The sequence below is a fragment of the Sphaerisporangium perillae genome (assembly GCF_023276435.1).
In the GTDB taxonomy this organism is placed as follows: domain Bacteria; phylum Actinomycetota; class Actinomycetes; order Streptosporangiales; family Streptosporangiaceae; genus Sphaerisporangium; species Sphaerisporangium perillae.
Map to the genome: position 1 here is coordinate 125,318 of NZ_JALLPO010000024.1, position 14,975 is coordinate 140,292.

A 14,975-nucleotide genomic window follows, 5' to 3' on the forward strand; every position below is an offset into this window, starting at 1 on the left:
GCCACGGGGCCCTGCACGGAACGGTCAAGTCCGGTCGGCGGCGCGAGCCGTTCGCTGAACGCCGGGGCGATCGCCACGGCGGCACGGGCCGGTCAGGGACCCGTGAGGCGGCGTTCGCCGTTCGTGGTGAGGACGAACACCTGCCAGTTGTAGTACGCGTAGTAGTTCCTGCTGTCCCGCTTCATCTGCCGGGCGTGCAGCAGGACGGCGTTCACGTAGGCGTTGGACGGGTTGTAGGCGTGTAGCGCCCTCTTGTAGTCGCGGGGGGCGCCGGAGGCGCGCAGGTAGTTGGCGGCGCCCGCGATGGCATCCTCCGGGTCCTGGATGTCCCCGCCCATGCCGTACGCCTTCCAGGTCGCCGGCATGAACTGCATGGGACCCTGCGCGCCCGCGTAGCTCGCGGACCTGACCCGGCCGAACTTGGTCTCCACGAGCATCACCGCGGCCAGGACCTCCCACTCCACCCCGAACCGGCGCTCGGCCTTCTTGAACTGGCCGAGGAGGACGCCCGCGGGCAATGGACGCTGAACCTTGAACGTCGCCGAGCCCTTGAGGGGGTGGGCCAGCGAGAGCAGCTCGCGGATGGCCTCGGTGTTGTCCCTGGCCTCCCCGGCGAGCGGCGCGGCCAGCTCGCCGAAGGCGCGGGAGGCCGGCCCGGGATGGCGGGCGGCGAAGCGGTAGATGCGCTGCTGGTGCAGCGCCAGGAGCACGACCGGCTCCGGCGGCCCGCCCCGCGACGGATCGCCGTCCCCGGTCCAGGCGTCGACGGCCGCATGAAGCGCACGGGTGGTGTCCTTCAGGGACCGCGCGAGCTTCGAGGCGTCCTTTGGGATCTTCGTATCGGGGGCGGGAAGGCCGGCCCGTTCGCCGGTCGCGGCCGGCGTCGCCGACCGCTCCGAGGTCGACGCCGGAGACGGCGGCGAGGCCGTCTCCGCCCTGCCCGCGGGCTGCCCGCAGCCGCAGACGCCGACCAGGGTCGCGGTGATGACCGCCGCCATCGCCCGGGCGCGGGCCGGACGACGCGTGCTCTCCGTGCCTTGGTCCATAGCGGCAACCTACAACCGCCGACGCGACGGGCGGGGCGACGCGCGCGAGGGCCGGCCTGCGAGTCGCCGCGTATGTCCTGCGCTGAGCTGCCGACGACCGCCGTGCCGGTCAGGTGGTCCACGCGGCGGCGAGGAGTTCGAAGGAGCGGACGCGGTCGGCGTGGTCGTGGGCGATGGTGGTGACCAGCAGCTCGTCGGCGCCGGTCGCGTCCCGCAGGACACCTAGCCGGTCCACCACCGTCTCAGGCGACCCGACGAACTGGGTGTCGAGCCGGTCGGCGACCAGCGCGCGGTCCTCCTCGCTCCAGACGTGCGCGGCGGCCTCCTCCGGCGACGGGAACGCCATCGCCCCGTCGCCGCGGCGGATGCTCCGCACCCAGAGCCCGTACGGCTCGGCGATCCTGCGCGCCTCCTCGTCGGTGGCGGCCACGACGACGTCGGCCGACACCATGACGTGCGGGGCGGCGAGCGTCGCCGACGGCTTGAACGCGTCCCGGTACCCCTCCACCGCCTCCAGCACGGTGGCGGGGCTGACGTGGTAGTTCGCGGCGAACGGCAGCCCGCGCTCGCCGGCGACCTGGGCGCTCTGGCCGCCGCTGCTGCCGAGGATCCACAGCTCCACCTCGGCGCCCTCGCCGGGCTGGGCGTGCGCCTGGAATCCGTCGGCGGAGCGGTAGGCGCCGGCGAGCAGCGCCTGGATGTCGTCGACCTGCTCGGCGAAGTCGGGTGACTCGGCGCCGGGCTGCTGGAGCAGCGATCCGGACAGCTTGAAGAGCGGGGAGTGCGCGAGCGCGGCGAAGGAGAACGGCGGCGGGATGAGCAGGCCGTCCACGATCCGCGCCTCGGCAGGCGGCGGGGCGGGCGCGCCGGCGGCGGCGCGGGCCGCGGAGCTCAGTTCCTTGGCGCGCTGTCCGGAGCGGCCGAGGCCGAGGTCGATCCGGCCGGGGTGCAGCGCCTCGATGGTGCCGAACTGCTCGACCACGGCGAGCGGGGTCTGGTGGCCGAGCTGGACGGCGCCGGAGCCGACCCGGATCCGGCTGGTGGCCGCGGCGACGGCGGTGATGAGGACGGCGGGCGCCGAGCTGGCGACGCCGGGGGTGAGATGGTGCTCGGCCAGCCAGTACCGGTGGTAGCCGAGCTCCTCGGCCCGCCGGGCGATGTCGACGGTGTTCCTGAGCGCGTCGCGCGCGGTTCCGCCCGAGACGATGGGGGCGAGGTCGAGGATCGAGAGCGGCGTCATGACAGTCCTCCGTTGGAGAGTGGTCTGCTGGGGATCTCCTTGCGGAGGACGGGGGCGACGTCGCGCTGGAACAGCTCCAGCGACGCGCGATGCTGGGCGTCGGTCAGCCCGTCGGCCTCGGCGGACAGGTGCATCACCTCGTGGCCGAGCCGTTCGTGGTAGCGGTGGATCTTCTCGATGATCTGGGAGGGGCTGCCGACGAGGATGGAGCTGCGCTCGATGGCGTCTTCCAGGGTGTGAAAGACCGGGTCCAGGCCGCGCGAGGTGAACAGGGCGATCCGGGCATCGAAGATCGGCCGGTACGTTCTGATGGCCTCCTGCGAGGTCTTGGCTCCGTAGTAGCCCGCGCTGCCCGCGCCCACCAGGGCGTCGGCGGGGGCGTGGCCGTAGAACTCCCAGCGCTCCCGGTAGTAGCGGATCAGCTCCGCGTACGGCTCGACCGGGTTGGTGACGTTGGCGGAGAAGACCGGGTCGCCGTACCGGGCGGCGAGGTCCACCGACTCCCTGCTGGTGGCGCTGCCGTGCCAGATCCTGATCCGCGGCCGCAGGGGCCTCGGGAGCACCTCGGCGTTCTCCAGCGGCGGCCGGAAACGCCCTGACCAGGTCACCTTGTCGTCGTGCCAGAGCCGCCGGAACAGCTCGTACCCCTCCTTGTTGCGGTCCCACTGGTCGCTCTCCGTCACGTGGAAGAGCTCCGCCTGCGCGGTGCCGTTGCCCTTGCCGATCATCAGCTCCAGCCGGCCGCCGGAGAGGTGGTCCAGGGTCGAGTAGTCCTCGAACGCCCGGACCGGGTCGAGCAGACTGAGCGTCGTCACGGCGGTGAACAGCTTGATCTTCGAGGTGAGGGCCGCGATGTGGCTGAGCACCACCGGCGGGGAGGAGGACAGGAAGGGCCGTTCGTGCCGCTCGCCGAAGGCGAACCCGTCGAAGCCCAGTTCTTCCGCGAGGACCGCGCTGGCCACGACCTCGCGGAATCGTTCGGTGACCGGCTTGTACTCGCCGGTGAGCGGGTGGGGGGTGTGGAAGGCCAGTGTCATCGCCAGGAACTTCAAGGCCGGTGGTACTCCTTCGTCGTGCGGGTCACCTCGGGGATGTCGGCCGAGGCGGGTAGGCGCGGGAGGCGGGGCGCGGCCCGGTGGCCGGGACCGATCGTCGGGCGATGGTGCGGACAGGGCTCATGAGGCCTGCCGATAACGGCTGGGCGGGCGGCTCAGGCCCAGCCGGCCGCGCAGGTCGGCGGTCTCATACGCGCGGCGGAAGGCGCCCCTGCTCTGCAGCTCGGGCACCAGGACGCGGGTGATCGCGGTCAGGTCGTGGGGCAGCACGCCGGGCCGGAGGCGGTAGCCGTCCAGGCCCGCGTCGCGCCAGTCGAGCAGGAGGCCGGCGAGCCGGTCCGCGGTGCCGACGAAGACGTGGGCGTCCGAGACGAGCTCGGCCCCGTCGAGATCGTCCAGGCGCGCCTTACGGTCCACGCCGCCGAGGAAGACCACCAGGTCGGCGAGGATCTTCAACGGCGGTCCGCTACGGCCCACGGCGGCCTCCGCCGCCCGCACGCGGCCGACGATCTCCTCGGCGTCCTCCCGGTCGCGGGGGGTGACGTACACGACGTCGCCGCCGCGGGCCGCGAACTCGTACGGCAGGGTGTCGTGCGCGAGCGAGGTGACCAGGGGCTGCCCCTGCGGGGAGCGCGGGGTGATCGAGGGGCCCTTGACGCTGAACCACTCGCCCTGGAAGTCGATGTAGTGCAGGCGGTCCCGGTCGATGAAGCGGCCGGTCGCCACATCGCGGATCTCGGCGTCGTCATCCCAGCTGTCCCACAGCCGGCGGACCACTTCGACGGCGTCGGCGGCCTCGCCGAACAGCTTCGCGACGTGCTCGGCGATGGCCGGATCGGAGAGGTCCAGCGGCGGGAACGCGCGGCGTCCGAAATGGGCGGCCTCGTCCGGGCGGGCGGACACCCGGGGCCGCCAGCCGGCCCGGCCGCGGCTGACGTGGTCGAGCGAGGCGATGCCGATGGCGACGTGGAACGGCTCGGTGTGGGTCGTGCTCGTGGTCGGGATCAGCCCGATCCTGGTGGTCAGCGGGGCCAGGCTGGAGGCCAGCAGCACCGCGTCCAGCCGGCCGCGCACCTGGTCGAGCCGGTCGTCAGGGGCGTCGAAGCGGGAGGACTGCAGGCCCAGGGAGTCTTCGAAGGTGACCCAGTCGAGCAGGCCGCGTTCGGCCTCCAGCACCAGTTCGGCCCAGTACCCGGCGGTGAAAAGCCGGTCGGGACGCGTTCCCTCGTCTCGCCAGGCGGCCGGGTGCCAGCCGGCGCCGTCCAGCGCGACGGCCAGATGCAAGGTCATCGGGTCTCCTTCGTGAGGCCGAGGTGGTCGCGGAGGGTGGGGCCGGTGTAGTCGGCGCGGAAGACGCCCTTCTCCTGGAGCAGCGGGACGACCTTGTCGACGAGGTCGTCCAGGCCGCCCGGAGTGAGGTGCGGGACGAAGATGAAACCGTCGGCCGCGTCGGCCTGCACGAAGGCGTCGATCTCGTCGGCCACCGACCGTGGCGTGCCGATGAAGGTCTGCGGCGCGGCCACCTCGATGACCAGCTCGCGGATGGACAGGTTCTTCTCCTGCGCCAAGGCCCGCCACTTGGCCGCTACCTCGCCCCGGTCCCGGCGGAACTGCGCGCGGCCCTTGGAGACCCCTTCGTCGAGATCGGGTTCGAGGTCGGGGAGCGGCCCGTCGGGGTCGTATCCCGACAGGTCGCGGCCCCAGACGCCCTCGACGAAGGCGAGCGCGGTCTGCGGGCTCACCTGCGCGCGGCGGATCTCGGCCGCGCGCTCGGCCGCCTCGGCGTCGGTGTCGCCCAGGACGTAGGTCACCGCCGGCAGGATCTTCAGCTCCTCCGGCCGCCGCCCGTACGCCGCGAGGCGGCGCTTGACGTCCCGGTAGAAGGCGCGGCCCTCGTCCAGCTTGCTGTGCCTGCTGAAGATCACGTCGGCGGTGGAGGCGGCGAACTCGCGGCCCTCCTCCGAGTCGCCGGCCTGGATGATGACCGGGTGGCCCTGCGGGCCGCGCGGGACGTTGAACCGGCCGGAGATGTCGAAGTGCCGGCCCTGGTGCCGGAACGGGGTGATGCCGCCGTGCCGGATGAACGCGCCGGTGCCGGGGTCGGCCGCGACCGCGTCGGGCGCCCAGGAGTCCCACAGCTCGCGGGCGGTCTGCAGGAACTCCGCGGCCCGGGTGTAGCGGTCGGCCTCCTCGAGGAAGCCGCCGCGCCGGAAGTTCTCGCCGGTGAACGCGTCGAAGCTGGTCACGACGTTCCAGGCGGCCCGGCCGCCGCTCAGATGGTCCAGTGACGCGAGGCGCCGGGCCACCTCGTACGGCTCGTTGAAGGTGGAGTTCACCGTGGCGGCCAGCCCGAGGTGCGTGGTGACGGCGGCCAGCGCCGACAGGACCGTGAGCGACTCGGGCCGCCCCACCACGTCCAGGTCGTGGATGCGGCCCTTCATCTCGCGCAGCCGCAGCCCTTCGGCGAGGAAGAAGAAGTCGAACTTGCCGCGTTCGGCGGTCCGGGCCAGGTACCGGAAGGAGTCGAAGTCGATCTGGCTGCCGGACCGGGGGTCGGACCACACGGTGGTGTTGTTGACGCCGGGGAAGTGCGCGGCGAGGTGGATCTGCTTGGTCATGAGGCCTTCCTGACGGTGACTCCGGTGGCGGCGTCGATGCGGGGGACGGCGGCCAGCAGTTCCCGCGTGTAGCCGGCCCGGGGTTCGGTGAAGATCTGCCTGACGTCGCCGGACTCGACCACCCGGCCGTCCTTCATCACCAGGACGTGGTCGCTGACGTGGTGCACGACCCCGAGGTGGTGGGAGATGAACAGGTACGCGACGCCCAGCTCGGACTGCAGGTCGGCGAGCAGGTCGAGCACCTGCGCCTGGATCGAGACGTCGAGCGCGGAGACCGGCTCGTCGCAGACGATCACGCGCGGGCGGGGCGCCAGCGCGCGGGCGATCGCGACCCGCTGCCGCTGGCCGCCGGACAGCCGCAGCGGGCGCCGCTCCAGCACGGAGGCGTCCAGGCCGACCTGTTCGAGCAGCTCGACGGCCCGGTCCCGCCTGGTCGCCCGAGGCTCGCCGCCGACGTCGAGCGCCTCCGCGAGGATGCGGCGCACGCTGAACCGCGGGTCGAAGGAGCTCAGCGGGTCCTGGTAGACGACCTGGATGTGGCGGCGAAGCTCACGCCGTTCCGTCGCCGTCAGCCCCTCCCACGGGCGGCCGTCGATCGCGACCGAGCCCGCGTCCGGCGCGAGCAGGCCGAGCACCAGACGGGCGGTCGTGGTCTTGCCCGAGCCGGACTCGCCGACGATGCCGAGCGTCCGCCCGGCACGCAGCTGGAACGACACCCCGTCGACGGCGGTCCGGCTCCGGAACCGTTTCACCAGGTCATGTGCCTCGATGACGACCTCGCCCGGCGGCCGGGGCGGGATCGGCCGTGCGGGCTCACCCTCCAGGACCGAAAGGCGGGCGCCCTTGGCGTGCTCCATCGGCACGGCGGCCAGCAGCCGCCGGGTGTACGGGTGCTCCGGCTCGCTCAGCACCCTCCCGGCCGGACCGTCCTCGACGACCACGCCGTCCTTCATCACCAGCACCCGGTCGGCCAGCTCCGCCACCACCGCCAGGTCGTGGCTGATCAGCAGCAACGCCGTGCCGTCCCGCTTGCGCTCGGCCAGCAGCCGCAGGATCTGCGCCTGCACCGTGACGTCCAGCGCGGTCGTCGGCTCGTCGGCGATCAGCAGCCGGGGGTGGCAGGCGATGGCCGAGGCGATCAGCGCGCGCTGCCGCAGCCCGCCGGACAGCTCATGCGGGTACTGCCGGGCGCGCAGTTCGGGCTCGGGCACGCCCACCTCGCGCAACAGCTCTATGACCCGGCCGGCGGTCTCGGCGCGTGGGACGGCACGGTGCAGCCGCAGCGTCTCCGCGATCTCCTTGCCGACCGGCCGCAGCACGTCGAGCGAGACGAGCGCGTCCTGCAGGACGAAGCCGATGCGCCTGCCCCTGATTGCCCGCCACTGCCGCTCCCGGTGGCCCGACGCGTCGACGCCCTCGACCCGGAAGGAGGTGGCGCGCACGCGGGCCTCGTCCCCGGTGAGACCGAGCAGGGTGCGGGCGGTGACGCTCTTGCCCGACCCCGACTCGCCCACGATGGCGACGCACTCGCCGGGGTGCACCGCGAACGACACGCCCCGCACGGCGTGGACCGGTCCGAAGGACACATGCAGGTCGGTGACTTCCACGATCGGCCCGGTCACGAGGTCCTCACTTTGTGCGGCCTCCACGATCGGCTCGGTCATGAGGTCCCCCCTTCCGCCAGTCGCCGCAGGTGACGGCCGACGACGGTGATCGACAGCACGGTGAGGGTGATCGCCACCCCAGGGAAGATCGCGATCCACCACGCGACCGAGAAGTAGTCGCGACCGGCGGAGAGCATCGCCCCCCACTCCGGCGCGGGCGGTTGCGGCCCGAGCCCGAGATAGCTCAGCGAGGCCGCCGCGACCAGGGCGGTCCCGACCTCGATGGTCGCGAGCACGAGCAGCGGCGCGAACGCGTTCGGCAGGACGTGCCGCAGGATGATCCGCCTCCGCGTCAGCCCCAGGGAGGTGGCCGCCTCCACGTAGCCGGCGTGCCGGATCACCATCGTCTGGGCGCGGACCAGCCGGGCATAGCTGGGGGCCGTGTAGAGCGCGATGGCGAAGATCACGTTCAGGGTGCCCGGCCCGGCGACCGTGATCACCAGCAGCGCGAGCAGCAGGGTGGGCAGTGCCAGCAGCACCTCGACCAGGCGCATGACCACCTCGTCGAGCACTCGGCCGCCGAGCGCGGCCAGCAGGCCCAGCGCGGTGCCCGCCGCGACCGCCAGGGCGGTGGCGCCGAGGCCTGCCAGCAGCGACGGCGCGGCCCCGAAGACGATGCGGGTGAAGACGTCGCGCCCGTTCGCGTCGGTGCCGAGCAGGTGCGCCGGGCTCGGGCCCCGCAGGGCGGCGAGCGCGTCCGCCGCGTCCGGCGTCCCCGGCGCGACCACGCCGGGCGCGATCGCGGCGACGGTGACCACGGTGAGGAACAGCGCCGCCGCCCACACCCCCGGCCGCGGGACTGCGCGCGGGCGTCCCGCGCCGATCGTGATGACGGCGGTGCTCACGCGGCACCTCGCAGCCGGGGATCGACGACGAGGTAGAGCAGGTCGATCAGGATGTTGACGACGACGTACAGGACCGCGGTGATCAGGACGACGCCCATCACGACCGGCAGGTCCTTCCCGGTCACGGCGGCCAGGGTGAGCTGGCCGATGCCCTGGCGGGAGAAGATCTGCTCGACCGCGACCATGCCGCCCAGCAGCAGGCCGACGACCCAGCCCAGCAGGGTGATCGCCGGCACCAGCGCGTGCCTGAGCGCGTGCTTGAGCCGTACGCCGAGGTCGGACATCCCCCTGGAGCGGGCGGTGAGGACGAAGGGTTCGTCCAGGATCAGCTCCAGGTTCTCCCGCATCATCTGGGTGAGCATGGTGGTGATCGGGATGGCGACCGCGATCATCGGCAGGAACAGGCCGGAGAACCCGTCGCCGCCGGCCGCGGGGAACCAGCCGAGCTGGAAGGAGAAGACGGTCAGCAGCAGGATGGCCGTCCAGAACGTCGGGATGGAGACCCCGACGAGCTCCAGGCCGGAGGACAGGCCGCGGATCCAGCGCGCCCGCCGGGCCGTCAGCACCGCGAGCGTGGTCGACACCACGACCGCGAAGACCAGAGCGCTCGCGGTGAGCTGCACCGAGGCCCCGAGCTGCGCGCCGATCGCCGACGCGACCGACTCGTGCAACTGGTAGGACTGCCCGAGGTCGCCGCGGAGCACCCGGCCGAGATAGGTCGCGTACTGGACCGGCAGCGGCCGGTCGAGCCCGTAGTCCGCGATGATCTGGGCTCGGACCTCCGGTGTCACGATGGAGCTGCCGATGAGGACATCGGCCACGTTCCCCGGCGTGAGATGCAGGGCGGTGAACGACACCGTCACCGCCCCCCACAGGACCAGGAGCGAGGTGCCGAGCCTGGTCAGGACCCGGCGGGTCATGCCTTCGACACCCATGCGTCGTAGAAGGTCGGGTACGCCTGCGGCTCCCAGCCGATGTCGTGCGCCGTCCTGGACACGCCCAGCAGGTAGGTGAAGACGTACACCGGGAAGACCGCCGCGTCGGCGTTGACCTTCCGCTGGACCCGGGTGTACAACTCCGATCGCTTGGCCAGGTCGGTGGTGGCCAGCGCGTCGCTCAGCCAGCCGTCGACCTCGGCGTCGTCGTAGCGGGAGAGATTCTGGCCGAACAGCGCGCCGCTGGGGATGTTGGAGATGGCGAACAGGTTGCGCAGGGCGTCGCCGTCCGCGCGCTGCCAGCTGAAGTCGACCAGGTCGTAGTCGCCCGAGAGGGCCTTGGGCACGAAATCGTTCGGCGTGACGTCGTCGAAACGGACCTCGATGCCGATCTTCTTGGCCTCCGCCTGCACCTGCTCGGCGAGCGTGCCACGCTGCTCCCTGGCGAACGACTTCAGGAACGGCCAGTGGACCGTCAGGCGCGTGCCGTCCTTGGTGCGGTAGCCCGCCGCGTCGCGTCCGGTCCAGCCCGCCTCGTCGAGCAGCCGCCCGGCCGCCGCCGGGTCGTACTTCCACTGCGTCTCGGTGTTCTTGTCGTAGCCGAGGGTCGCGGGGGAGATGGGGCTGAACGCGGGGGTGAAGGCGCCGAAGTACAGCTGCTGGACGATCGTGGCGAAGTCGATGCCGTCCCGGAAGGCCTGCCGGACCTTCGCGTCGGCGAACACGCCCTTGGCGGTGTTGGGGAAGTAGTTGTAGTTGCCGCCAGGAGCCTGCCGCCTGAGGATGGCGAGTTTGGGGTCGGCCTCGACCTGCTTGACGTTGACCGGCGGGACGCTGGCGATCGCGTCGATCTGGCCGCTGGTCAGCGCCCCGAGCCGGACCGAGTCCTCGGTCAGGATCTTGAACTCCAGCCTCTGCAGATACGCCGCCCCCGTGTGCTTGGCCCCCTCGGGGCCCCAGCCGTAGCCGGCGTTGCGGTGGTAGGTGATGCCCTGGTGCGGGATGAAGGCGTCGATCACGAAGGGCCCGGTCCCGACCACCTTCTTGGCCAGAGCCTCGGGCCCCGCGGCCAGCGACTTCGGTGACTGGATCCCGAAGTACGCGGTGGCGAGCGCCGCCAGGAACGGGGAGTACGGCTTGGAGAACGACACCTCGGCGGTGAGGTCGTCGACGACCTTGGTCCCCTTGTACGGGCCGAAGGCGGCGGCCGCGAGCTGCGACTTGGTCTTGGGGTCGACGATGTGGTCCAGGTTCACCTTGACCGCCGCCGCGTCGAAGGCCCCGCCGTCACTGAACTTCACGCCTTCGCGCAGCTTGAAGGTGTAGGTCTTCCCATCCGGGGAGATCTTCCAGGAGGTCGCGAGCCAGGGGTGGATCTGGCCCTTGTCGTCGAGCGAGACCAGCGAATCGAGCACCGGCCGGGTGAACAGTCCGGTGACGTCCTGCGGGCTGGCGTGCGGGTCCAGGTTCTGCGGCTCGGTGTTGACGCCGAAGATCAGGGTCCCGCCCGCGACGGGAGCGCCCGCCTGTTCGGGGGCCGGGGTCGTCGCGGGGGAACCGCCGCAGGCGGTCAGGGCGATGAGGGGGAAGGCGGCCAGTCCCGCGATGAGGGGTCTGCGGACGTGGAGCAAAGGTTCACCTTTTCCGGCGCCGATGGAGCGGGGTGAGGGGGGCGGGGACCCGCGGGCCCCCCGCCCCGGTCGGGCGAAGCCTCCGTCAGGCGACGACGAGGGCTTCGGCGGTGAACTCACGTCCGGCGATGATCTCGGAGACGAACCCGTCGGGGCCGACGGGCCGGTCTCCGATCAGGGTGACGCGGTGCAGGGTCCGCTCGACGTCGAGGTGGTCGAGGTCGGTCGGGGCCAGGTGGGCGGTGGCGCGGTTGTCCCAGAAGGCGACGCTGCCCGGCTCCCAGCGGAAGCGGACGGTGTACTCCGGGCGGGTGATCTGCTCGTAGAGCAGGTCCAGGAGGCGCCGGCTCTCCTGGGGGGACAGGCCGACGATGCGGTCGGTGAAGCCGGGGTTGACGAACAGGGCCCGCTCGCCGGTCTCCGGGTGGACCCGTACCACGGGGTGCACGGAGATCAGCAGGTTGTCGTTGATCCGCTTGGCGTACTTCCCGTCCTCCCCGGTGGCCTGGTACCCGGCCAGGAAGCGGTGCTCGGCGCGCAGCCCGTCGACGAACCGCCGCAGCGGCTCCGACAAGCCCTCGTAGGCGGCCACCAGGTTGGTCCACTGGGTGTCGCCGCCGAAGGACGGGACGGTCTCGGCACGCAGGATCGAGGCGGTGGGCGGGTTGACGGCGGCGGTGACGTCGGTGTGCCAGCCGGAGTAGTAGGAGTACTGCCGCTTGCGGTAGAGCTCGCGGAAGTCCGAGCCGTACCGTTCCTCGTACCGGCGCGGGTCGATGGTGAGGATCTGCGGGAACTCCTGCGGCGGCGCGTCCTCGTGCGGGTGGGCGTGGGTCAGCTCGCCGAACTGGCGGGCGAAGGCGATCTGCGCGGCGTGGTCCAGGGTCTGGCCGCGGAAGAACACGACCTTGTGCGCGAGCAGGGCCTGGCGGATCTCCTGGGCCGTGGACGGGTCCAGCGGGTGGGAGATGTCGATGCCCCTGATATCGGCGCCGATGTGCCCGGCGACGCGCCGGACGTCGAGGGTGGTGGTCGATGGCATGTGAAGGCCTCCATGAGCTCTGATGTCACCGGACGTTCCTTGCGCCCGGCACGGACGGCGCGGGGCCGGTAGGGCGCGCACCGGGGGAGCGGGGGCGGCGGGACCCGTAGGTCACCGCATGGCACAGAGCGCGCTCGCCTGCCGTCTGAGGTCGACGTGGAGGCGGGCCACCAGAAGCTCGCTGCTACTCACATCTCCGACATTGAACGACATTCCCCTATAAGTCAATAGGGATTACATGAATTCGCGCCGAGGGCCGGCCGCCCCTGCCCCTGCCGTGCGGCAGGGGCAGCGGTCAGGCCTGGGCCAGCGGGCGAACACCGGGAGCAGCATCAGCCCCGCGCCGTGGGCCGAGGACATCAGGAACGACCAGGCGGTCAGCTGCGGCAGGGACAGCCGCATGCCCACCCAGCGGAAGTGCCGCGTGGACAGCAGCCGCCACAGGCCGAACCCGACCAGCGCCACACCGCCGCCGATCGACAGCGCCGTGCTCGTCACCAGCGAGCCGGTGAGGCCGGCCGCGATCGCGACCAGCGCCACCGAGGCGAGGTGCCCGGCCGCGATCAATAGGTAATGCCCCGTCTGGCGCCGGGAGCGCCGCCGCGGAGGTGCTCGATCAGTGGTAGCGGTACTGGGGGAGCGACAGCATCGGCGGACGCTCCCCGACCGTGACGTCCTGGTCGAGCGCGTCATGTCCCGACGCGCTCCGGCGGAACTGCGTGAGCGTCGCCGAGGGCGTCCGCCACGGTGTGATGACCTTCTGGCGTTCCAGGCGGGACCAGGCGGTCTGCATGATCTGCCCGGCCATCCGGCCCAGCGCGTCGGTGGACTGGTGGGAGTGGACGCGGCGGCCGAGGTCCACCTGGGCCAGCCCGTCCAGGCCGACGAGGTCGAGCAGGTCGATCAGGAGTGCCAGCTCCACGCCGTACCCCGTGACGAACGGCACCCGCTCGAGCGCGCTCCGGCGCCCGGCGTACTCCCCGGCGAGGGGCTGGACGAATCCGGCGAGCCGCGGCCAGTGCATGTTGAGCAGCGGACGTGCGACCAGCTCGGTCACCCGCCCGCCGCTGTGCTGCAGGTCTTCAAGGGGCCGGTCGTAGCAGCCCTTGACGTACATGATGGACGGGCTGGTCAGCAGCGGGCCCAGCAACCCGGTGACGAACGACGTCTCGAACTCGCGCAGGTCGGCGTCGATGAAGACCAGGATGTCGCCGGAGGTCACCGCGAGCGACTTCCATAACGCCTCGCCCTTGCCCTCGAAGGGGTCCAGGTGGCAGAGGATCTCGTCCTGGGCGAAGACCTTCGCCCCTGCCTGCACGGCTTCCGCCGCGGTGTCGTCGGTGGAGCGCGAGTCGATGACGATGAGCTCGTCGACGAGCGGCACGCCTTCCACGAGATCCCGGCGGATGGCGGAGACGATGCGGCCAACCGTGCCCGCCTCGTCGCGGGCCGGGAGCACCACGCTGATCCTCGTGTCGCCCTTGGCGGCGAGCAGGGTGGCGACCGGCCAGTCGGCCGAGGCAGTCGTGCGGCTCAGAAGCCAAGCCTCCACCTCAGGCAGCACACACGGCCCTCTCCTCAACTCCAGACTCGACGCTCTTCACCTTATGGCGTGTGCGATGGGTGCCGGAGCGTCGTGCGGTTTCAGTCATGGAGAGTGAGCGCGTCTGGTTCTGCGACGATGATATTCGAGTCCTTGAGATAGGCGCTCCGTGGAGCGATGGCCGGAACGTCGATGATCGCGATGAAGTCCTGATGCGGGGGCACCCGTCCGGCGAGGTAGCGCCAGTGTCTCGACAGGTACCACCCCGCTCCAAGGGTGCCTTCGGTCCCGATGCCGCCGACGATGAACCAGCGCCGGTCGGGGCAGTGGCGCGGGTCCGGTGAGTGGCGCATGATCAACCCGTACTGGCGGTGGGAGTCCGAGTGGAACTCGCGGCCGTCCTTGACCCGGACGAACTTGCGGAAGGGCCGCTCGTCCGGCTCCGGGACGAGTTCGAACATGGACAGGTCGGCCATCCGCTCAAGGTAGAGGAACGTGCAGGCGCTGCTCGACAGCCCGACGCTGAGAAAGCTGCGGTCGCACCCTTCGATGAGCCGGCGGTCGGTCATCATCAGGTTGGGCTTGGCCGCTATCCCGTCGAAGATGTCGGCGAGGTACAAGATGGCCTCGATGTCGCTCGGCGCCGCCGAGTAGTGCGTGTCGATCCAGAAGTCGGCCAGTCCCCGGATCTTCGAGGTGGGGCGCTGGTAGCGGTGGGGCATCCCCACTCCCTCGAGCGCCCGGGTCACGTCGTGGTGCGGTTCGAAGTCGGGGAAGGCGAAGGTGGCTCCGCCCCTGGCCAGCTCCCGGCCGAAGAACTTCGCCCTCCTGCGGCCGAGGAGGGAGCCCTGTACGGCCAGCAGCATGTCGAAGACGGCGAGGAAGACGAACGACGTGGCCACCCCGACCAGGAGGTCGGGCCACGGGTCCGGGGAGGGGACCGAGAGGACGAACAGCGCGCCGGCGATCATCAGGCCGATGCCGTCGAGGGGCAGCTTGTCGTTCTTCATCCAGCGCATGCGGTACCCGGTCCTTCGCCACCGTGCTGCTACGAGCTGAACGTCTCGAACGACGCACGGAGTTCCCGTTCTCGTTCCCCTGTCCCAGGGGAGGGATCGGGCTTTCTATGTATAACCAGTAGGAAATATTGACTTACTGCGCGCCGGGTCGTAGGTTCGATGTATGGGACAAGGGCATTATCTGACGCGTCGCTCGCATGTCGACCACGGTCACGTCGCCAGCGCGCAGTGTCGTTGATCGCGGATCGCTAGCTCCTTCTCCATCCCGTGAGGGTGTGCGGCCGGCGTCCCGCCGCACTCGGGCCCTCGCGGTCGTCGCGTGGCCGACGGTGTCCAC

The 14,975-nt window shown here is 71.4% G+C and carries 14 protein-coding genes; all 14 read right to left on the reverse strand.

All coding sequences use genetic code 11. The features are described 5' to 3' along the window. Positions 1–92: 92 nt before the first annotated feature. Positions 93–1,046 carry a lytic transglycosylase domain-containing protein gene (locus tag MYF83_RS23860; RefSeq protein WP_248962859.1) on the reverse strand — a complete coding sequence of 318 codons (954 nt, stop codon included), beginning with the start codon at positions 1,044–1,046 and terminating at the stop codon, positions 93–95. Between the two features lie 109 nt (positions 1,047–1,155). Then, the gene (locus tag MYF83_RS23865) at positions 1,156–2,286 is read right to left on the reverse strand and encodes an LLM class flavin-dependent oxidoreductase (RefSeq protein ID WP_248962860.1); all 1,131 of its coding nucleotides are present in this window, start codon (positions 2,284–2,286) and stop codon (positions 1,156–1,158) included. Further along, positions 2,283–3,338 carry an LLM class flavin-dependent oxidoreductase gene (locus MYF83_RS23870; protein ID WP_248962861.1) on the reverse strand — a complete coding sequence of 352 codons (1,056 nt, stop codon included), beginning with the start codon at positions 3,336–3,338 and terminating at the stop codon, positions 2,283–2,285. Before MYF83_RS23870 ends, MYF83_RS23865 begins: the two co-directional genes overlap by 4 nt. Before the next feature lie 123 nt (positions 3,339–3,461). Continuing rightward, positions 3,462–4,631, reverse strand: a complete 1,170-nt coding sequence (locus MYF83_RS23875) for an LLM class flavin-dependent oxidoreductase (RefSeq protein ID WP_248962862.1) — start codon at positions 4,629–4,631, stop codon at positions 3,462–3,464. Beyond that, complete coding sequence (locus MYF83_RS23880) at positions 4,628–5,959, reverse strand: NtaA/DmoA family FMN-dependent monooxygenase (RefSeq protein WP_248962863.1); 1,332 nt, start codon at positions 5,957–5,959, stop codon at positions 4,628–4,630. Before MYF83_RS23880 ends, MYF83_RS23875 begins: the two co-directional genes overlap by 4 nt. After that, a complete protein-coding gene (locus tag MYF83_RS23885; protein WP_248962865.1) occupies positions 5,956–7,623 on the reverse strand; it encodes a dipeptide ABC transporter ATP-binding protein in 1,668 nt (555 codons plus the stop codon). Before MYF83_RS23885 ends, MYF83_RS23880 begins: the two co-directional genes overlap by 4 nt. Continuing rightward, on the reverse strand, positions 7,620–8,468 hold the full coding sequence (locus tag MYF83_RS43880; protein WP_248962866.1) for an ABC transporter permease: 849 nt from the start codon (positions 8,466–8,468) through the stop codon (positions 7,620–7,622). Before MYF83_RS43880 ends, MYF83_RS23885 begins: the two co-directional genes overlap by 4 nt. Then, the gene (locus MYF83_RS23895; protein WP_248962867.1) at positions 8,465–9,388 is read right to left on the reverse strand and encodes an ABC transporter permease; all 924 of its coding nucleotides are present in this window, start codon (positions 9,386–9,388) and stop codon (positions 8,465–8,467) included. The genes MYF83_RS43880 and MYF83_RS23895 overlap by 4 nt, the downstream gene beginning before the upstream one ends. Further along, positions 9,385–11,034, reverse strand: a complete 1,650-nt coding sequence (locus MYF83_RS23900; RefSeq protein ID WP_248962868.1) for an ABC transporter substrate-binding protein — start codon at positions 11,032–11,034, stop codon at positions 9,385–9,387. The genes MYF83_RS23895 and MYF83_RS23900 overlap by 4 nt, the downstream gene beginning before the upstream one ends. A gap of 85 nt (positions 11,035–11,119) precedes the next feature. Next, complete coding sequence (locus MYF83_RS23905) at positions 11,120–12,076, reverse strand: TauD/TfdA dioxygenase family protein (protein WP_248962869.1); 957 nt, start codon at positions 12,074–12,076, stop codon at positions 11,120–11,122. Positions 12,077–12,187: 111 nt separating this feature from the next. After that, on the reverse strand, positions 12,188–12,289 hold the full coding sequence (locus MYF83_RS44415; RefSeq protein ID WP_372500221.1) for a putative leader peptide: 102 nt from the start codon (positions 12,287–12,289) through the stop codon (positions 12,188–12,190). 21 nt (positions 12,290–12,310) lie between these two features. Further along, the gene (locus tag MYF83_RS23910; protein WP_248962870.1) at positions 12,311–12,643 is read right to left on the reverse strand and encodes a hypothetical protein; all 333 of its coding nucleotides are present in this window, start codon (positions 12,641–12,643) and stop codon (positions 12,311–12,313) included. Positions 12,644–12,692: 49 nt separating this feature from the next. After that, positions 12,693–13,640, reverse strand: coding sequence for a glucosyl-3-phosphoglycerate synthase (locus tag MYF83_RS23915; RefSeq protein ID WP_248962871.1), 948 nt, complete (start codon positions 13,638–13,640; stop codon positions 12,693–12,695). An 80-nt stretch (positions 13,641–13,720) separates the two neighbouring features. Continuing rightward, positions 13,721–14,638 carry a hypothetical protein gene (locus MYF83_RS23920; RefSeq protein ID WP_248962872.1) on the reverse strand — a complete coding sequence of 306 codons (918 nt, stop codon included), beginning with the start codon at positions 14,636–14,638 and terminating at the stop codon, positions 13,721–13,723. Positions 14,639–14,975 lie beyond the last annotated feature (337 nt).